The 18,602-nt window shown below is 58.3% G+C and carries 17 protein-coding genes; all 17 read left to right on the forward strand.

Going from position 1 to position 18,602, the window contains the following annotated elements; all coding sequences use genetic code 11:
- Positions 1-21: 21 nt before the first annotated feature.
- The gene (wcaA, locus tag FN633_RS14405; RefSeq protein ID WP_144817241.1) at positions 22-867 is read left to right on the forward strand and encodes a colanic acid biosynthesis glycosyltransferase WcaA; all 846 of its coding nucleotides are present in this window, start codon (positions 22-24) and stop codon (positions 865-867) included.
- Positions 867-1,358: a colanic acid biosynthesis acetyltransferase WcaB gene (wcaB, locus tag FN633_RS14410; protein ID WP_154058180.1), complete on the forward strand. Its 492-nt coding sequence runs from the start codon at positions 867-869 to the stop codon at positions 1,356-1,358. The genes wcaA and wcaB overlap by 1 nt, the downstream gene beginning before the upstream one ends.
- Positions 1,355-2,572, forward strand: a complete 1,218-nt coding sequence (gene wcaC, locus FN633_RS14415) for a colanic acid biosynthesis glycosyltransferase WcaC (RefSeq protein ID WP_154058181.1) — start codon at positions 1,355-1,357, stop codon at positions 2,570-2,572. The genes wcaB and wcaC overlap by 4 nt, the downstream gene beginning before the upstream one ends.
- Positions 2,547-3,767 carry a colanic acid polymerase WcaD gene (gene wcaD, locus FN633_RS14420; protein ID WP_154058182.1) on the forward strand — a complete coding sequence of 407 codons (1,221 nt, stop codon included), beginning with the start codon at positions 2,547-2,549 and terminating at the stop codon, positions 3,765-3,767. Before wcaC ends, wcaD begins: the two co-directional genes overlap by 26 nt.
- Positions 3,768-3,779: 12 nt before the next feature.
- Positions 3,780-4,526 (forward strand): colanic acid biosynthesis glycosyltransferase WcaE, encoded by a 747-nt coding sequence (gene wcaE, locus FN633_RS14425; RefSeq protein ID WP_154058183.1) that lies wholly within the window; start codon positions 3,780-3,782, stop codon positions 4,524-4,526.
- A 15-nt stretch (positions 4,527-4,541) separates the two neighbouring features.
- A complete protein-coding gene (gene wcaF / locus FN633_RS14430; protein WP_154058184.1) occupies positions 4,542-5,090 on the forward strand; it encodes a colanic acid biosynthesis acetyltransferase WcaF in 549 nt (182 codons plus the stop codon).
- A gap of 27 nt (positions 5,091-5,117) precedes the next feature.
- Positions 5,118-6,239: a GDP-mannose 4,6-dehydratase gene (gmd, locus tag FN633_RS14435; RefSeq protein ID WP_154058185.1), complete on the forward strand. Its 1,122-nt coding sequence runs from the start codon at positions 5,118-5,120 to the stop codon at positions 6,237-6,239.
- Positions 6,240-6,241: 2 nt separating this feature from the next.
- Complete coding sequence (fcl, locus tag FN633_RS14440) at positions 6,242-7,207, forward strand: GDP-L-fucose synthase (RefSeq protein WP_154058186.1); 966 nt, start codon at positions 6,242-6,244, stop codon at positions 7,205-7,207.
- A 2-nt stretch (positions 7,208-7,209) separates the two neighbouring features.
- Positions 7,210-7,683: a GDP-mannose mannosyl hydrolase gene (locus FN633_RS14445; protein WP_154058187.1), complete on the forward strand. Its 474-nt coding sequence runs from the start codon at positions 7,210-7,212 to the stop codon at positions 7,681-7,683.
- Positions 7,680-8,903, forward strand: coding sequence for a colanic acid biosynthesis fucosyltransferase WcaI (gene wcaI / locus FN633_RS14450; protein WP_154058188.1), 1,224 nt, complete (start codon positions 7,680-7,682; stop codon positions 8,901-8,903). The genes FN633_RS14445 and wcaI overlap by 4 nt, the downstream gene beginning before the upstream one ends.
- On the forward strand, positions 8,900-10,342 hold the full coding sequence (gene cpsB, locus FN633_RS14455) for a mannose-1-phosphate guanyltransferase (protein WP_154058189.1): 1,443 nt from the start codon (positions 8,900-8,902) through the stop codon (positions 10,340-10,342). The genes wcaI and cpsB overlap by 4 nt, the downstream gene beginning before the upstream one ends.
- A 53-nt stretch (positions 10,343-10,395) precedes the next feature.
- Positions 10,396-11,766 (forward strand): phosphomannomutase CpsG, encoded by a 1,371-nt coding sequence (cpsG, locus tag FN633_RS14460; protein WP_154058190.1) that lies wholly within the window; start codon positions 10,396-10,398, stop codon positions 11,764-11,766.
- A 49-nt stretch (positions 11,767-11,815) separates the two neighbouring features.
- Entirely contained in the window at positions 11,816-13,210 is a 1,395-nt protein-coding gene (gene wcaJ / locus FN633_RS14465; RefSeq protein ID WP_042389859.1) for an undecaprenyl-phosphate glucose phosphotransferase, read from the forward strand.
- An 11-nt stretch (positions 13,211-13,221) separates the two neighbouring features.
- Entirely contained in the window at positions 13,222-14,700 is a 1,479-nt protein-coding gene (locus FN633_RS14470; protein WP_154058191.1) for an MOP flippase family protein, read from the forward strand.
- 25 nt (positions 14,701-14,725) lie between these two features.
- Entirely contained in the window at positions 14,726-16,003 is a 1,278-nt protein-coding gene (gene wcaK / locus FN633_RS14475; RefSeq protein ID WP_154058192.1) for a colanic acid biosynthesis pyruvyl transferase WcaK, read from the forward strand.
- On the forward strand, positions 16,000-17,220 hold the full coding sequence (gene wcaL / locus FN633_RS14480) for a colanic acid biosynthesis glycosyltransferase WcaL (protein ID WP_154058193.1): 1,221 nt from the start codon (positions 16,000-16,002) through the stop codon (positions 17,218-17,220). The genes wcaK and wcaL overlap by 4 nt, the downstream gene beginning before the upstream one ends.
- A 12-nt stretch (positions 17,221-17,232) precedes the next feature.
- Positions 17,233-18,602: colanic acid biosynthesis protein WcaM (gene wcaM / locus FN633_RS14485; protein ID WP_425049170.1), on the forward strand; the 1,370-nt coding region annotated here is incomplete at its 3' end.

Here is an 18,602-nt window from a genome sequence, read left to right on the forward strand (position 1 = left end):
AGGCAACCTCGGGGACAAGAAATGACAACAGCTAATTACCCAACGATCTCGATTTATATGCCGACATGGAATCGTCAGCAGCTGGCGATCCGCGCTATCAAATCGGTTTTGCGCCAGGACTATCCGCACTGGGAGATGATCGTCGTCGACGACTGCTCGTCGAATTTTGAACAGCTTGAGCAGTATGTCGCTGACCTCAACGATCCGCGCGTGACCTATGTCCGCAACGCGTTCAACTCCGGCGCCTGCGCGGTACGTAACCAGGCAATTTTACAGGCACGCGGCCACTACATCACCGGTATCGACGACGATGACGAGTGGACGCCGGACCGCCTGTCGGTTTTCCTTGCGCATAAGCACCAGCTGGTGACCCACGCTTTCCTCTACGCCAACGACTACGTCTGCGAAGGGGAGGTTTACGCCCAGCCGGCCAGCCTGCCGCTCTATCCGAAGTCGCCCTATTCGCGCACGCTGTTCTATAAGCGCAACATTATTGGCAACCAGGTCTTTACCCTGGCCTCGCGCTTCAAGGCCTGCCTGTTTGACGTCGATCTGAAGGCGGCGCAGGACTACGACATCTTCCTGCGCATGGTGGTGGAGTACGGCGAGCCGTGGAAAGTCGACGAGGCCACGCAGATCCTGCATATCAACCACGGGGAGATGCAGATCACCACCTCGCCGAAGAAGTTCTCTGGCTACTTCCACTTCTATCGCAAGCATAAAGATAAGTTCGATCGTGCCAGTAAGAAGTACCAGCTCTTTACTCTCTACCAGATCCGCAACAAGCGGATGACCCTGCGTACGCTGCTGACCCTGTTCTCCCTGCGCAACGGCAAGCGCCTGGCTTATGGGCTACGGAGTAAATAATGCGCCTGGAGGATTTTCGCGCGAACCACTGGAGCCTGCGTCCCTGCTGCATGGTAATGGCCTACCGTATCGCTCATTTTTGCTCGGTGTGGCGCAAAAAAAGCGTCATTAACAATATATGGGCAGCGCCGATGCTGCTGCTCTACCGTTTTATCACCGAGTGCCTGTTTGGCTATGAGATCCAGGCCGCGGCCACCATTGGACGGCGTTTTACCATTCATCACGGCTATGCCGTGGTGATCAACAAAAACGTTGTGGCTGGGGATGACTTCACCATTCGTCACGGCGTCACCATCGGCAACCGGGGCGACGACAGCCTGGCCTGCCCGGTGATTGGTAACGGCGTAGAGCTGGGGGCAAACGTGGTCATCATTGGTGATATCACCATTGGTAACGGCGTCACCATTGGAGCGGGCAGCGTGGTGCTGGACAGCGTCCCGGACAACGCGCTGGTGGTAGGAGAGAAAGCCCGGGTGAAGGTGAGACAATGAATATCTTACAGTTTAACGTGCGCCTCGCCGAAGGGGGCGCAGCGGGCGTGGCCCTCGACCTGCATCAGCGTGCTTTACAGCAGGGGATGCGTTCGCGCTTTGTCTACGGCTACGGCAAAGGCGGCAAGAAGAGCGTGAGCCATGACCGCTATCCAGAGGTGATCCAGCACACGCCGCGCCTGACCTCTGTCGCCAACCTGGCGCTGTTCCGCCTTTTTAACCGCGATCTGTTTGGCGATCTTAACAACCTCTATCTCGATGTGATCCGCACTCAGGGGCCGGTGGTGCTGCATTTTCACGTGATGCACAGCTACTGGCTGAAGCTGGAGGCGGTGGTGGCGTTTTGTCAGCGGGTCACCGCCAGCCGTCGTGACGTGACCCTGGTCTGGACGCTGCACGATCACTGGAGCGTCACCGGCCGCTGTGCCTTTACCGACGGCTGCGAAGGGTGGAAAACCCACTGCCAGTCCTGCCCAACGCTGGATAACTATCCTCCGGTGAAGGTGGATCGCGCCCATAGCCTGGTGGCGGGCAAACGCCGCCTGTTTAACGAGATGCTCGCTCTCGGGTGCCATTTTATCTCTCCTAGCCAGCACGTGGCCGACGCGTTCAACAGCATCTATGGCGCGGAGCGCTGCAAGATTGTTAACAACGGTATCGACGTTGCCACCGAGGCGATCCTTGCCGAGCTGCCGCTGATTGAGCGCGCTCAGGGTGCGCCCAAAATTGCCGTTGTCGCCCACGACCTGCGCTACGACGGTAAAACCAATCAGGCGCTGGTGCAAAACATGATGTCCCTGGGCAGCGGCATCGAGCTGCACACCTTCGGTAAATTCTCACCTTTTGAAGGGGAGAACGTCATCAACCACGGTTTTTTAACCGATAAGCGCCAGCTGATGAGCGAGCTGAACCAGATGGATGCCCTGGTGTTTAGCTCCCGGGTTGATAACTACCCGCTGATCCTGTGCGAGGCGCTGTCGATTGGCGTGCCGGTGATTGCGACCCACAGCGATGCGGCGCACGAGGTGCTGCGCAAATCCGGCGGTAAGACCTTTAGCGAGAGTGAGGTGCTGGAGCTGATCCAGCGGCCAAAAGCGGAGATTGCCGAGGCGGTATTTGGCACTTCGCTGGCGGCGTTCAGGGCGCGCAGCCGTCAGGCCTATAGCGGAGAGCAGATGCTGGAGGAGTATGTCGCGTTCTATCAGAGTCTGTAGCTATCTGCTGCTGCCGCTGACCTATCTGCTGGTCAACGTTAAAATCGCTCAGCTGGGGGAGAGCTTCCCCATCACCATCGTGACCTTTTTACCGGTGCTGCTGCTGCTGTTCGTCGATAAGATCAGCGTCAAGAAGCTGCTGATCGCGCTGGGGATCGGTGCCGGGCTGACCATCTTTAACTACCTGTTCGGCCGGTCGTTTAACGCCAGCAAATACGCCACCTCTACAATGCTGTTTATCAACATTGTCATTATTATCGGCATGGTGTGGAGCATTCGCTTTAAGGTCGTCTCGCCCCACAACTACCGTAAGATCCTGCGTTTCTTCTATATGGTGGTGGGGTTGATAGTGACCCTGGCGGCGATGGAGATGGCGCAGATCATTCTCTCCGGCGGCAGCAGCCTGATGGAGACCATTTCGAAATATCTGATCTATTCCAACAGCTACGTTTTGAATTTTATCAAGTTCGGCGGGAAGCGAACCACGGCGCTCTATTTTGAACCGGCCTTCTTCGCTCTGGCATTAATCTCAATTTGGCTCAGTATCAAACAGTTTGGTATCAAGACCCCTAAAACTGATGGTATGATTCTGGCAGGGATAGTTCTCTCAGGATCTTTCTCTGGCGTAATGACCTTTATTCTATTTTATTTGCTGGAGTGGGCGTTTCAGTATCTGAATAAAGAGGCGATTAAGAAAAAACTGCCGTTGGCAATAATATCGTTAGCCGTTTTTATGGTCGGTATCGTGTTTGCATTTCCGTATATTTCCGAACGACTCGGCGATCTCGGTACGGAAGGCTCTTCTTCCTATTATCGAATCATCGGTCCGCTGGCGATGGTCGGTAGCGCATTAACCAATATCGATGGTGCGGTACGTTTTGGATCTCTTTATGAATATGTTGCATCATTCGGAATCTTTAACGGTGCGGACGTCGGAAAAACAATAGACAATGGCCTGTATCTGTTGATTATTTATTTTTCCTGGTGCGCTGTAGTACTGACCATTTGGTACATGAGTAAAGTCTTAAAAATGATGGTCAACGCATTTGGTAATAATCAGAATTATCGTGTTCAGCTTTATCTATTTATGCCGGTGTCACTCTTTTTTACCGGTTCGATTTTTAGCCCAGAATACGCATTTTTGATCGTTTGCCCGTTTATTTTGCGCAAGGCGCTCAATATTACTCAATCCTGATGAGGTGAAAACATGCTGCTCAGTGTCATTACCGTTGCCTTCCGTAACTATGCGGGCGTGGTGAAAACGCATGCCTCACTGGCCCACCTGGCACGGGCAAAGGACATCACCTTTGAGTGGATTGTGGTGGACGGCGGCTCTAACGACGGCACCCGTGAGTTTTTAGAAAACCTCAACGGTGAATATAACTTACGTTTTGTCAGCGAGAAAGATAAAGGCATCTATGACGCCATGAACAAGGGCGTGGCGCTGGCCGAAGGGCGCTTTGCCCTGTTCCTTAACTCGGGTGATATTTTCCATGAGGACGTTGCCGACGTGGTTCGCCAGCTGGCGGACGAGCGCGAAAAGGCAATGTACATTGGCGACGCGCTGCTGGATTTCGGCGACGGCACCAAGATTCGCCGCAGCGCCAAGCACGGCTGGTATATTTATCACAGCCTGCCGGCGAGCCATCAGGCGATCTTTTTCCCGGTGAGCGGGTTAAAAACCTATCCCTACGATCTGCAATATAAAGTGTCATCGGATTATGCGTTGGCCGCGCGAATGTATAAAGCGGGCTATCCCTTTAAACGCATTAAAGGCCTGGTATCAGAGTTTTCCATGGGCGGCGTCTCTACCTCGAATAATCTTGAGCTATGCGAGGATGCGCGAAAAGTCCAGCGTAAAATATTACGCGTGCCCGGCTTCTGGGCGCAGCTCTCCTGGTTATTACGTGTACGTACCACCGGAAAGACAAAAGCCTTATATCACAAAGCCTAAATATAAGGGATAACCATGCAGGATCTAAAAGGATTCTCGGTACCGAAAGGGTTCCGAGGGGCGAGTGCCATTAAAGTTCAGCTGTGGTGGGCAGTGCAGGCGACATTATTCGCCTGGTCGCCGCAGATTATGTATCGCTGGCGTGCTTTTTTATTGCGTCTGTTTGGCGCAAAAATCGGAAAAAACGTAGTGATCCGACCTTCGGTAAAAATTACCTATCCGTGGAAATTAACCCTCGGAGACGATAGCTGGGTAGGGGACGAAGCCGTTTTATATACGCTGGGTGAGATTACCCTCGGTGCAAATTCGGTGGTGTCACAAAAGTGTTATTTATGTACCGGCAGTCACGACTATTTAAGCGCGCATTTTGATATTAACGCGACGCCTATTGTGATTGGCGAGAAGTGCTGGTTGGCAACGGACGTCTTCGTTGCCCCAGGGGTCACGATTGGCAGCGGCACGGTGGTAGGGGCGCGGAGCAGCGTTTTTAAATCGCTACCGGCCAACGCCATCTGCCGTGGCAATCCCGCAGTGGTGATACGCGAACGCGTAGAAACTGAATAATTTCTGATAAGTCTGGAGAATAAAATTATGTCTAAAGTCGCTCTCATCACCGGCGTTACCGGGCAGGATGGCTCTTATCTGGCAGAGCTGCTGCTGGAGAAAGGCTATGAGGTTCACGGCATCAAGCGTCGCGCCTCCTCGTTTAACACTGAACGCGTGGACCACATCTACCAGGATCCACACGCCAGCAACCCGAAATTCCATCTGCACTATGGCGATCTGACCGACAGCTCCAACCTGACCCGTATTCTGCAGGAAGTGCAGCCGGATGAGGTTTATAACCTGGGAGCGATGAGCCACGTTGCGGTCTCCTTCGAGTCGCCGGAATATACCGCCGACGTTGACGGCATGGGCACCCTGCGCCTGCTGGAGGCGATCCGCTTCCTCGGCCTTGAGAAGAAAACCCGTTTCTACCAGGCGTCCACCTCTGAGCTGTATGGTCTGGTGCAGGAAACCCCGCAGAAAGAGACCACGCCGTTCTACCCGCGCTCGCCGTATGCGGTTGCTAAGCTGTACGCCTACTGGATCACCGTTAACTACCGTGAATCCTACGGTATGTACGCCTGCAACGGCATCCTGTTCAACCACGAATCCCCGCGCCGCGGCGAGACCTTCGTGACCCGTAAAATCACCCGTGGTATTGCCAACATTGCCCAAGGTCTCGAATCCTGCCTCTATCTCGGCAACATGGACTCCCTGCGTGACTGGGGCCATGCCAAAGACTACGTGAAAATGCAGTGGATGATGCTGCAGCAGGATCACCCGGAAGATTTCGTTATCGCGACCGGCGTGCAGTACTCGGTTCGCCAGTTTGTTGAGATGGCTGCCGCGCAGCTGGGTATCAAGCTGCGCTTTGAAGGTACAGGCGTAGAGGAGAAGGGCATTGTTGTTTCGGTCACCGGCCATGACGCACCGGGCGTGAAGGCGGGCGATGTGATTGTTGCCGTCGATCCGCGCTACTTCCGTCCGGCAGAAGTGGAAACCCTGCTCGGCGATCCGACCAAGGCGCACGAGAAGCTGGGCTGGAAACCGGAAACCACCCTGCAGGAGATGGTCTCTGAGATGGTCGCCAAAGACCTGGAAGCGGCTAAGAAGCACTCGCTGCTGAAGTCCCACGGCTACGAGGTTGCCATCGCGCTGGAGTCCTGAGCATGAGTAAACAACGTATCTTTGTGGCTGGCCATCGCGGCATGGTGGGGTCAGCCATTGTGCGCCAGTTAGAGCAGCGCGACAGCGTTGAGCTGGTTCTGCGCACCCGTGATGAGCTGAACCTGCTGGATGCGGCCGCCGTGAACGCCTTTTTCGCCGAACAGCGGATCGATCAGGTCTATCTGGCGGCGGCGAAGGTGGGCGGTATTGTGGCGAACAACACCTATCCGGCCGACTTCATCTACGAAAACATGATGATCGAGAGCAACATCATTCACGCTGCGCACACCCACGGCGTGAACAAGCTGCTGTTCCTCGGCTCTTCCTGTATCTACCCGAAGCTGGCGGCCCAGCCGATCGCCGAGAGCGAGCTGTTGCAGGGAACCCTGGAAGCCACTAACGAGCCGTACGCGATTGCCAAAATTGCCGGGATCAAGCTGTGTGAATCCTACAACCGTCAGCATGACCGCGACTACCGCTCGGTGATGCCGACCAACCTGTACGGTCCGCATGACAACTTCCACCCGAGCAACTCCCACGTGATCCCGGCGCTGCTGCGACGCTTTCATGAGGCCACCGAGCAGAACGCCACCGACGTGGTGGTGTGGGGCAGCGGCACGCCGATGCGCGAGTTCTTGCACGTCGATGATATGGCTGCGGCCAGCATCCACGTGATGGAGCTGGATCGCGCGGTGTGGCTGGAGAACACCGAGCCGATGCTGTCGCACATCAACGTCGGGACCGGGGTGGACTGCACCATCCGCGAGCTGGCGCAGACCCTTGCGCAGGTCACGGGCTTCAAGGGCCGGGTGGTGTTTGACGCCACCAAACCCGACGGCACACCGCGCAAGCTGCTGGACGTGTCGCGCCTGCACGCCCTGGGCTGGCGACATGAGATCTCGCTGGAGCAGGGGCTGGCAAGCACCTACCAGTGGTTCCTTGAAAACCAGCACCGGTTCCGGGGGTAGGCATGTTTTTAAGTCAGGAAGATTTTGCCACCGTGGTGCGTTCCACGCCGTTAATCTCCATCGATCTGATCGTGGAGAACGCGCGCGGCGAGTTTCTGCTCGGCAAGCGGACCAACCGTCCGGCGCAGGGTTACTGGTTTGTGCCCGGCGGGCGCGTGCAGAAAGATGAGCCGCTGGCCCAGGCGTTTGAGCGCCTGACCCAGGCCGAGCTTGGCGTGCGTCTGCCGCTGACGGCGGGGGAGTTTTACGGCGTCTGGCAGCACTTCTATGACGACAACTTCTCCGGGAGCGACTTCAGCACCCACTACATCGTGCTCGGCTTCCGCCTGAAGCTAAACCAGGCGGATCTGGCCCTGCCGGATGCCCAGCACGAGGCGTATCGCTGGCTGACGCCAGAGGCGCTGATCGCCGACGAGAACGTGCACGACAACAGCCGGGCGTATTTTCTCGCCGACCGTCAGGCGGTTGGCATATGAAAATATTAGTTTACGGCATCAACTACTCGCCGGAGCTTACCGGCATCGGCAAGTACACCGGTGAGATGGTGGAGTGGATGGCCCGCCAGGGCCATGACGTGCGGGTCATCACCGCGCCGCCCTACTACCCAGAGTGGAAGGTGGGTGAACGCTACTCGGCCTGGCGCTATCGCCGGGAAGAGGGGGCGGCCACCGTCTGGCGCTGCCCGCTGTACGTGCCGAAGCAGCCCTCGACTATCAAGCGGCTGGTTCACCTCGGCAGCTTTGCCCTCAGCAGCTTTTTCCCGCTGCTGGCCCAGCGCCGCTGGAAGCCGGATCGCATCATCGGGGTGGTGCCGACCCTGTTCTGCACGCCGGGAATGCGTCTGCTGGCGAAGCTCTCCGGGGCGCGCACGCTGCTGCACATTCAGGACTACGAGGTGGACGCCATGCTCGGTCTCGGGATGGCGGGCAAAGGCAAGGGCGGCAAGGTCGCCAGGCTGGCCAGCGCCTTTGAGCGCAGCGGCCTGCTGGGGGTGGATAACGTCTCCACTATCTCCCGCTCGATGATGAACAAAGCTCGGGAGAAGGGCGTGGCCGAAGAGCGGGTCATCTTCTTCCCGAACTGGTCAGAAGTAGCACGCTTTCGCGACGTCAGCGAGAGCGAGGTCGCCCAGCTGCGCGCCTCTCTTGGCCTGCCGGACGACAAACGCATCATTCTCTACTCCGGCAACATCGGCGAGAAGCAGGGTCTGGAAAGCGTCATCGAGGCCGCTGCGCGTCTGCGTGCCGAGCCGTGGCAGTTTGTGATTGTCGGCCAGGGCGGCGGCAAGGCGCGGCTGGAAAAATTAGTCCGCGAACGCGGGCTGGACAACGTCACATTCTTCCCGCTGCAGCCCTATGAGGCACTGCCCGCCCTCTTGAAAATGGGCGACTGCCATCTGGTGATCCAGAAGCGCGGCGCGGCGGATGCGGTGCTGCCCTCCAAGCTCACCAACATTCTGGCGGTAGGCGGTAATGCGGTGATCACTGCCGAAGCAGATACCGAACTGGGCCAGCTCTGCACCGCATTTCCGGGCATTGCCGTCTGCGTCGAGCCGGAGTCGGTGGACGCGCTGGTGAGCGGAATCGAGCAGGCGTTAGCTCTGCCTAAAAATAACACGGTGGCACGTGAATATGCCGAACGCACGCTCGAAAAAGAGAGCGTGTTAAGCCAATTTATTGCCGATATCCAGGGATAATCATGAATAAAACAACCCTTTTCCCGGTAGTCATGGCTGGTGGCACGGGTAGCCGCCTGTGGCCGCTCTCCCGCGTGCTCTACCCCAAACAGTTTCTCTGCCTGAAGGGCGAGCTGACGATGCTACAGGCGACGATTAACCGCCTCAACGGCGTCGAGTGCGAAAGCCCGGTAGTTATCTGCAACGAAGAGCACCGTTTCATCGTTGCCGAGCAGCTGCGTCAGCTCAATAAGCTGACCGAAAATATCATTCTCGAACCGGCCGGACGCAACACCGCACCGGCCATCGCCCTCGCGGCGCTGGCCGCTAAGCGCAACAGCCCTGATGCGGATCCGCTTCTGCTGGTGCTCGCTGCCGATCACGTGATCCAGCAGGAGGAGACGTTCCGCGAGGCGGTGCGTGCAGCGATGCCCTACGCCCAAAGCGGCAAGCTGGTGACCTTTGGCATCGTGCCGGATCTGCCCGAGACCGGCTACGGCTACATTCGCCGTGGCGAGGTGAGCCAGAACGGGATCGATACCGTTGCCTTCGAAGTGGCGCAGTTCGTCGAAAAACCCAATCTGGAAACGGCGCAGGCCTACGTTGCCAGCGGCGAGTACTACTGGAACAGCGGCATGTTCCTGTTCCGCGCCGGACGCTATCTCGACGAGTTAAAGCGCTTCCGCCCGGACATTCTCGAAGCCTGTGAGAACGCCATGCGCACGCTCGATCCCGATCTCGATTTTATCCGCGTTGATGAAGAGGCGTTCCTCGCCTGCCCGGAAGAGTCGGTGGACTACGCGGTGATGGAGAAGACCGCCGATGCGGTGGTGGTCCCGATGGATGCGGGCTGGAGCGACGTCGGCTCCTGGTCCTCACTGTGGGAGATCAGCCCCCATACGCCAGAGGGAAACGTTCACCACGGCGACGTCATCAGCCACAAAACCGAAAATAGCTACGTCTACGCCGAGTCAGGCCTGGTCACCACCGTTGGCGTCAAGGATCTGGTGGTTGTCCAGACCAAAGATGCGGTGCTGATCGCCGACCGCAACGCGGTGCAGGACGTCAAAAAAGTGGTCGAGCAGATCAAAGCCGAAGGTCGCCATGAGCACCATGTTCACCGCGAGGTGTACCGCCCGTGGGGCAAATATGACTCCATCGATTCCGGCGAACGCTACCAGGTGAAACGCATCACCGTCAAGCCGGGGGAGGGACTCTCCCTGCAGATGCACCACCATCGGGCCGAGCACTGGATCGTAGTGGCGGGCACGGCGAAGGTGACCATCAACGACGAGGTGCGCCTGATCGGTGAGAACGAGTCGGTTTACATCCCCCTTGGCGCGACTCACTGCCTGGAGAACCCCGGCAAGATCCCGCTGGACCTGATTGAGGTGCGTTCCGGCGGCTACCTCGAAGAGGACGACGTGGTGCGCTTCGAAGACCGCTACGGGCGAGTTTAGTACGCATTAACTCAGCCCGGCAGCGTGCGCTTACCGGGCCTATGGAGGCCATTATGGAAAAATTAACCTGTTTTAAAGCCTATGACATTCGCGGCAGGCTGGGCACGGAGCTCAATGAAGAGATCGCCTGGCGTATTGGCCGTGCCTATGGTGAATACCTGAAGCCGCAAACCATCGTGCTGGGGGGCGACGTGCGCCTGACTAGCGAGGCGCTGAAGCTGGCGCTGGCAAAGGGGTTACAGGACGCCGGGGTAGACGTGCTCGACCTTGGTATGTGCGGCACGGAAGAGATCTACTTCGCCACTTTCCATCTCGGGATTGATGGCGGTATCGAAGTCACCGCCAGCCACAACCCGATGGACTACAACGGCATGAAGCTGGTGCGCAAAGGCGCACGCCCAATCAGCGGCGATACCGGCCTGCGCGACGTGCAGCGTCTGGCAGAGGCCAACGACTTCCCGCCGGTTAATCCGGCGAAGCGCGGCAGCTATAAGCAGATCGATCTGCGCGACGTCTATATCGACCACCTGCTGGGCTATATCGACGTGGCGAATCTCAAGCCGTTGACGCTGGTGATCAACTCGGGCAACGGCGCGGCGGGTCCGGTGATCGACGCCATCGAGGCACGTTTCCAGGCGCTGAAGGTGCCGGTGACCTTTATCAAAGTGCATAACACCCCGGACGGCAACTTCCCGAACGGTATTCCTAATCCACTGTTGCCGGAGTGCCGGGACAGCACCCGCGATGCGGTGATTGCGCACCGTGCCGATATGGGCATCGCCTTTGACGGCGACTTTGACCGCTGCTTCCTGTTCGATGGTGACGGCCAGTTTATCGAGGGCTACTACATCGTTGGCCTGCTGGCGCAGGCGTTTCTGGAGAAGCACCCCGGCGCGAAAATCATCCACGACCCGCGCCTCTCCTGGAACACCGTAGACGTGGTGACCCAGGCGGGCGGCACGCCGGTGATGTCGAAAACCGGCCACGCCTTTATCAAAGAGCGGATGCGCGCCGAGGATGCGATCTATGGCGGCGAGATGAGCGCCCACCACTACTTCCGCGACTTTGCCTACTGCGACAGCGGGATGATCCCCTGGCTGCTGGTTACCGAGCTGCTGTGTGTCTCCGGTCAGCCGCTGTCTGCGCTGGTGCGCGATCGCATGGCGGCGTTTCCGGCTAGCGGTGAGATCAACCGTACCCTCAGCGAACCGGCGCAGGCCATTGCCCGCGTCGAGCAGCATTTCGCCAGCGGGGCGCAGGAGATCGATCGTACCGACGGCCTCAGCGTTGCCTTCCCAACCTGGCGCTTTAACCTGCGATCGTCCAATACCGAGCCGGTGGTGCGCCTGAACGTCGAGTCCCAGGGCGACGTCTCGCTGATGGAGGCGAAGACGCAGGAAATTCTGGCGCTGCTCGACAGGTAGCCGTTGCGAGCCCTCTCTTCGGAGAGGGCATTATTGAACAGGAACAACGATGACAAACTTAAAAAAGCGCGAGCGAGCCAAAACGAATGCATCGTTAATCTCTATGGTGCAGCGATTTTCGGACATCACTATCCTGTTTGGCGGGCTTTGGGTGGTCTGTAAGGCAAACGCCTTACCCTTTTTCTATCTGCATCTGCTGATGGCGCTGATGGCGCTGGTGGTTTTCCAGATGATTGGCGGTATGACCGATTTCTACCGCTCCTGGCGCGGGGTGAAGATCTCCACCGAGCTGGTGTTGCTGCTGCAAAACTGGACCCTGAGCCTGATATTCAGCGCCGGGCTGATGGCTTTCAATTCAGATTTTAATGACGACTTCTCGCTGTTTTTCGCCTGGTACGTGCTGAGCAGTATTGGTCTGGTGGTCTGCCGCTCGCTGATCCGCTTCGGCGCGGGCTGGCTGCGTAACCGTGGATACAACACCCGCCGGGTGGCCATTGCCGGCGATCTGCCGGTAGGGCAGATGCTGCTGGAGAGCTTCCGCAACGAGCCGTGGCTGGGCTTCGAGGTGGTGGGCGTCTATCACGACGTTAGCCCCGAGGGCGTCTCGGCGGACTGGGCGGGCACGATCGAGCAGCTCATTGAGGATGCCAAGGCGGCGAAAATCCACAACGTCTACATCGCTATGTCGATGAGCGACGCTGCCAGCATTAAAAAGCTGGTGAGCGATCTGGCGGATACCACCTGCTCGGTGATCCTGATCCCCGACGTCTTTACCTTCAATATCCTGCATTCGCGTATTGAGGAGATGAACGGTATTCCGGTGGTGCCGCTGTACGACACGCCGCTCTCCGGCCTCAACCGTGTCCTGAAGCGCCTTGAGGACATCGTGCTCTCCTCACTGATCCTGCTGATGATCTCTCCGGTGCTGCTCAGCATTGCTGCCGCCGTGAAGTTCACCTCGCCGGGCCCGGTGATCTTCCGCCAGACCCGCTACGGCATGGACGGCAAGCCGATCATGGTGTGGAAGTTCCGCTCCATGAAGGTGATGGAGAACGACAGCGTGGTCACCCAGGCGACGCAGAACGATCCTCGCGTCACCCGCGTCGGCAACTTCCTGCGCCGTACCTCGCTCGACGAGCTGCCGCAGTTTATTAACGTCCTCACCGGTGGCATGTCGATTGTGGGCCCGCGTCCGCACGCCGTAGCGCATAACGAGCAGTACCGGACGCTGATCCAGGGCTACATGCTGCGCCATAAGGTCAAGCCAGGCATTACCGGCTGGGCGCAGATCAACGGCTGGCGTGGAGAAACCGATACCCTGGAGAAGATGGAGAAACGCATCGAGTTCGACCTGGAGTACATTCGCGAATGGAGCCTCTGGTTCGACATCAAGATCGTTTTCCTGACCATTTTCAAAGGCTTTGTTAACAAAGCGGCCTACTGAGTGAGCACCCTGTGAGCCTGAGAGAGAAAACCCTAAGCGGGGCCAAATGGTCGGCGATGGCTACCGTCACGATCATTGGCCTCGGACTGGTGCAGATGACCTGGCTGGCGCGGATTATCGACAGCCACCAGTTTGGCCTGCTGACCGTGGCGCTGACCATCATCGCCCTTGCCGATACGCTGTCCGATTTTGGCATCGCCAACTCGATTATCCAGCGCAAAGAGATAAGCCAGCTGGAGCTCACCACCCTCTACTGGCTGAACGTCGGGCTGGGGCTGCTGGTCTGCGTGGCGATGTTCCTCCTGAGCGATACCCTGGCGCGGGTACTGCACAACCCGGATATCGCCCCGCTGATCAAAACCCTGTCCTTGGCCTTTGTGCTGATCCCCCACGGCCAGCAGTTCCGCGCTCTGATGCAAAAAGAGTTAGAGTTCGGCAAAATTGGCGCAATTGAAACGCTCTCCGTGGTGGCGGGGTTCAGCGTGACGGTGATTGGCGCGTGGTTCTGGCCGCTGGCGATGACCGCCATCGTCGGTTACCTCGTTAACACCCTGGTGCGCACCCTGCTGTTTGGCTTCTTTGGCCGCAAAATCTACCGTCCGGGCCTGCACTTCTCCCTCGCCTCGGTCAGCGCCAACCTGCGCTTCGGCGCGTGGCTGACGGCAGATAGCGTCATCAACTACATCAATACCAACCTCTCCACGCTGGTGCTGGCGCGCATTCTCGGGGCCAGCGTTGCCGGGGGCTATAACCTCGCCTACAACGTGGCGGTGGTGCCGCCGATGAAGCTTAACCCCATCATCACCCGCGTGCTGTTCCCGGCCTTCGCCAAAATTCAGGACGATACGGCCAAGCTGCGGCTCAACTTCTACAAGCTGCTGTCGGCGGTGGGGATCATCAACTTCCCGGTGCTGCTGGGCCTGATGGTGGTCGCCAATAACATGGTTCCGCTGGTGTTTGGCGAGAAGTGGCGGGGGATCATCCCCATCCTGCAGCTGCTGTGCATTGTCGGCCTGCTGCGTGCCGTGGGGAACCCGATTGGCTCCCTGCTGATGGCCAAGGCACGGGTTGATATCAGCTTTAAGTTTAATCTGTTCAAAACCGCGCTCTTTGTGCCCGCCATTATTCTCGGCGGCCAGTGGGCGGGGGCGCTGGGCGTTACCCTGGGCTTCCTGCTGGTGCAGGTGATCAATACCGTGTTGAGCTACTTCGTGATGATCAGGCCGGTGCTCGGCCCGAGCTATCGCCAGTACGTGCTGAGCCTCTGGCTACCGTTCTACCTGTCGCTGCCGATGCTGGCGGTGAGCTATGGGCTGGGTCTGGCGCTGAGCGGCCATCTGCCGCTGGTAACCCTGCTGATCGTCCAGATCGCCGCAGGGGCGCTGACCTTCGCGGTCACCCTCGCGCTGTCGCGTAACGCGCTGGTGGTGGAGATCAAACGCCAGCTTTGCCGCAATGAAAAATTAAGAACGCTCCTGCGGGCAGGTTAATCCTATTTCGTTTATTGAGGTCACTATGAAACTATTGATTCTGGGCAACCATACCTGCGGGAACCGTGGCGACAGCGCCATTCTGCGCGGCCTGCTGGACGCGATTGCCGTGCTTGAGCCGGACGCCGAGGTGGACGTGATGAGCCGCTACCCGGTCAGCTCCTCCTGGCTGCTGAACCGCCCGGTGATGGGCGATCCGCTCTATAGCCAGATGAAGCAGCACAACAACGCCGCCGGTCTGATGGGGCGGGTTAAGAAGGTGCTGCGCCGCCGCTATCAGCATCAGGTGCTGCTCTCTCGGGTCACCGACAGCGGCAAGCTGCGCAACATCGCCATCGCCCAGGGCTTCACCGACTTTGTTCGCCTGCTGGCGGGCTATGACGCCATTATTCAGGTCGGTGGCTCGTTCTTTGTCGATCTCTATGGCGTGCCGCAGTTTGAGCATGCACTCTGCACCTTTATGGCGAAAAAGCCGCTCTATATGATCGGCCACAGCGTTGGGCCGTTCCAGGACGCGCAGTTTAACCAGCTGGCGAACTACGTGTTCGGCCACTGCGACGCGCTGATCCTCCGCGAGCGCGTGAGCCTGGAGCTGATGGAGCACAGCCAGATCACCACTGCGAAAGTCGAGCAGGGGGTGGATACCGCCTGGCTGGTGGATCACAACGAAACCTTCGTGCCGAACTATGCGGTGGCCCACTGGCTCGATATGGCGGCAAAAGAGAAGACGGTCGCCATTACCCTGCGCGAGCTGGCCCCCTTCGACAAGCGGCTCGGCACCACGCAGAAAGCCTACGAGAAGGCGTTTGCCGGAGTGGTCAACCGCATTATTGATGCTGGCTACCAGGTGCTGGCCCTCTCCACCTGTACCGGCATCGACAGCTACAACAAAGACGATCGCATGGTAGCGCTCAACCTGAGCGAGCATGTCAGCGATCCCTCGCGCTATCACGTGGTGATGGACGAGCTGAACGATCTTGAGATGGGCAAAATCTTTGCCGCCTGCGATCTGACCGTGGGCACCCGCCTGCACTCGGCCATTATCTCGATGAACTTTGGCACCCCGGCGATCGCTATCAACTACGAACACAAGTCGGCGGGCATTATGCAGCAGCTGGGCATGCCGGAGATGGCGATCGATATTCGTCATCTGCTGGACGGCTCGCTGGAGGCGATGGTGGCCGACACCTTGGGTCAGCTTCCGGCCCTGGAGCAGCGCCTCAGCGATGCCGTGGCCCACGAGCGGCAGCACGGCATGGAGATGGTGGAGTCGGTGCTGAAGCGCGTCCGGGAGGGTAAATGAAGGTCAGTTTCTTTTTGCTGAAGTTCCCCCTCTCGTCGGAGACCTTCGTGCTGGATCAGATCGTCGCCTTTATTGAGATGGGCTACGAGGTTGAGATCGTGGCGATGCATAAAGGGGATCTGAGCAATACCCATGCCGCGTTTCAGCAGTATCGGCTGGCGGAGAAGACTCACTGGCTGCTGGACGAGCCGCAGGGCAAGCTGGCGAAGCTGCGCTATCGCGGTGCGGCGCTGCTGCGCGGGGCAGGGCGGGGCGCAACCTGGCGGGCGCTCAACGTTGGGCGCTATGGAGCCGAGGCGCGCAACCTGATCCTGGCGGCGATGTGCGGCCTCGCGCCGCGCACCTTCCATGCCGACGTCTTTATCGCCCACTTTGGCCCGGCGGGCGTCACGGCGGCCAAGCTGCGCGAGCTGGGCGTTCTTAACGGCAAGATCGCCACCGTATTTCACGGCATCGACATCTCCAGCCGGGCGGTGCTCAGCCACTATACCCCGGAGTACCAGCAGCTCTTTCGCCGGGGCGACCTGATGCTGCCTATCAGCGAACTGTGGGCCGGACGGCTCATGAACATGGGCTGCCCGGCGCATAAAATTGCCGTCTCGCGCATGGGCGTTGATATGTCACGCTTCTCTCCGCGTCCGGTGCAGGCCCCGGCCAACCGGCTGAATATTATCTCCGTGGCCCGTCTGACCGAGAAGAAGGGATTGCACGTGGCCATTGAGGCCTGCCGCCTGCTCAAGGAGCGGGGAATAGCCTTTCACTATCGCATTCTCGGCATCGGGCCGTGGGAGCAGCGCCTGCGCGACAAAATCGCCGAGTATGGCCTGCAGGAGACGATTGAGATGCCGGGCTTCAAGCCGAGCCACGAGGTGAAGGCGATGCTGGATGAGGCGGATCTCTTCCTGCTGCCCTCCATCACCGGCGCGGACGGCGATATGGAGGGGATCCCGGTGGCGCTGATGGAGGCGATGGCGGTGGGTCTGCCGGTCGTCTCTACCGTCCACAGCGGTATCCCCGAGCTTATCGACGCCGATCGGTCCGGCTGGCTGGTGCCAGAGAACGATCCTGAGGCCCTCGCGGACCGGCTGGCGGCGCTAAGCGCTATCCAGCAGGAGGCGCTGGTACCGGTCGTCTCCCGCGCCCGTGAAAAAGTCGAAACCGAGTTTAATCAGCGAATCATTAACCAGCGGCTTGCCACGCTGTTGCAAGCGCTCTAAGCCAGAGGTTATATGCCAGATATCTTACTCTCCCGCCGTCGCTTTATTGGGGCAGGCTCTGCCCTGGCGGCGCTGCCCCTTCTGCACTCGCCGCTGCTCCAGGCCCAGGAGTCCGGCAGCGTTGATATCCGCCGCTACCTGAAAAATGACGTGATCGCCGCGTTTAAGCAGGCCTTTGCCGAGGCCAGCACCGTGCTGGTGCCTGCGGGCGTGGTCTGCGAGAACATCAATACCGCGATTTTTATCCCAGCGGGTAAAACGCTGTTAATACGCGGGGCGCTCAAGGGCAACGGCCGGGGGCGCTTTGTATTGCAGGATGGCTGTCGGGTACGTGGGGAAGAGGGCGGAAACCTCTATAACATCACTCTCGACGTGCGCGGCTCGGACTGCACTATCGAGGGCGTAGCGATGAGCGGCTACGGGCCGGTGACGCAGATCTATATCGGCGGCAAAGAGAAGCGGGTCATGCGTAACCTGGTCATTGATAATATTACGGTGACCAAGGCCAACTACGCCATTCTGCGCCAGGGCTTTCACAATCAGATCGACGGGGCGCGTATTACCAACGGCCGTTTCAGCTATCTGCAAGGGGACGCCATTGAGTGGAACGTGGCGATTAACGATCGCAACCTGCTCATCTCTGACCACGTGATTGACCATATCGACTGTACTAACGGCAAAATCAACTGGGGGATCGGTATCGGGCTGGCGGGCAGCACCTATGACAACGACTACCCGGAAGACCAGGCGGTAAAACATTTTACCGTGGCCAACATCACCGGCAGCCACTGCCGCCAGCTGGTGCATGTGGAAAACGGCAAGCACTTTGTGATTCGTCATATCACGGCTACGGATATCACCCCCGACTACAGTAAAAAAGCGGGCATTGATAACGCCACGGTAGCCATTTACGGCTGCGATAATTTCGTTATCGACGACGTTAAAATGCGCAACAGCGCCGGAATGTTAATAGGTTATGGGGTGATCAAAGGTAATTATCTTTCGATACCGCAAAATTTCAGACTAAACGCGATCCATTTAGACAACGCCGAGCAGACGCGGAAATTACGAGGGATCCAGATCTCATCCGGCAATGCCGACTCGTTTGTCTCTATCACCAATCTCAATATTCAGCGCGCGTCGCTAGAGATGCATAATAAGCCCCAGCACCTGTTTATGCGCAATATTCAGATAATGCAGGAGGCGGCAACAGGCCCGGCGCTGAAGCTCCACTTCGATTTGCGCAAGGACGTACGCGGCCGCTTTATGGCGAAGCGGGATACGCTGCTTTCGCTGGCGAATATTCATGCTGTGAATGAAAAAGGGCAAAGCTCGGTGGATATTGACCGGGTCGATCAGCAGACTATTAACGCTGAAAAATT

The organism is Pseudescherichia vulneris (genome assembly GCF_902164725.1).
GTDB classification, from domain to species: domain Bacteria; phylum Pseudomonadota; class Gammaproteobacteria; order Enterobacterales; family Enterobacteriaceae; genus Pseudescherichia; species Pseudescherichia vulneris.

Excerpts from the sequence above, each read along its gene's own strand:
- wcaL (WP_154058193.1), top strand. The coding sequence starts at position 16,000 with ATGAAGGTCAGTTTCTTTTTGCTGAAGTTCCCCCTCTCGTCGGAGACC.
- wcaD (WP_154058182.1), top strand. The coding sequence starts at position 2,547 with ATGTCGCGTTCTATCAGAGTCTGTAGCTATCTGCTGCTGCCGCTGACC.
- wcaC (WP_154058181.1), top strand. The coding sequence starts at position 1,355 with ATGAATATCTTACAGTTTAACGTGCGCCTCGCCGAAGGGGGCGCAGCG.
- wcaJ (WP_042389859.1), top strand. The coding sequence starts at position 11,816 with ATGACAAACTTAAAAAAGCGCGAGCGAGCCAAAACGAATGCATCGTTA.
- fcl (WP_154058186.1), top strand. The coding sequence starts at position 6,242 with ATGAGTAAACAACGTATCTTTGTGGCTGGCCATCGCGGCATGGTGGGG.
- wcaA (WP_144817241.1), top strand. The coding sequence starts at position 22 with ATGACAACAGCTAATTACCCAACGATCTCGATTTATATGCCGACATGG.
- wcaK (WP_154058192.1), top strand. The coding sequence starts at position 14,726 with ATGAAACTATTGATTCTGGGCAACCATACCTGCGGGAACCGTGGCGAC.
- gmd (WP_154058185.1), top strand. The coding sequence starts at position 5,118 with ATGTCTAAAGTCGCTCTCATCACCGGCGTTACCGGGCAGGATGGCTCT.
- wcaE (WP_154058183.1), top strand. The coding sequence starts at position 3,780 with ATGCTGCTCAGTGTCATTACCGTTGCCTTCCGTAACTATGCGGGCGTG.
- cpsG (WP_154058190.1), top strand. The coding sequence starts at position 10,396 with ATGGAAAAATTAACCTGTTTTAAAGCCTATGACATTCGCGGCAGGCTG.
- wcaF (WP_154058184.1), top strand. The coding sequence starts at position 4,542 with ATGCAGGATCTAAAAGGATTCTCGGTACCGAAAGGGTTCCGAGGGGCG.
- FN633_RS14445 (WP_154058187.1), top strand. The coding sequence starts at position 7,210 with ATGTTTTTAAGTCAGGAAGATTTTGCCACCGTGGTGCGTTCCACGCCG.
- wcaI (WP_154058188.1), top strand. The coding sequence starts at position 7,680 with ATGAAAATATTAGTTTACGGCATCAACTACTCGCCGGAGCTTACCGGC.
- wcaB (WP_154058180.1), top strand. The coding sequence starts at position 867 with ATGCGCCTGGAGGATTTTCGCGCGAACCACTGGAGCCTGCGTCCCTGC.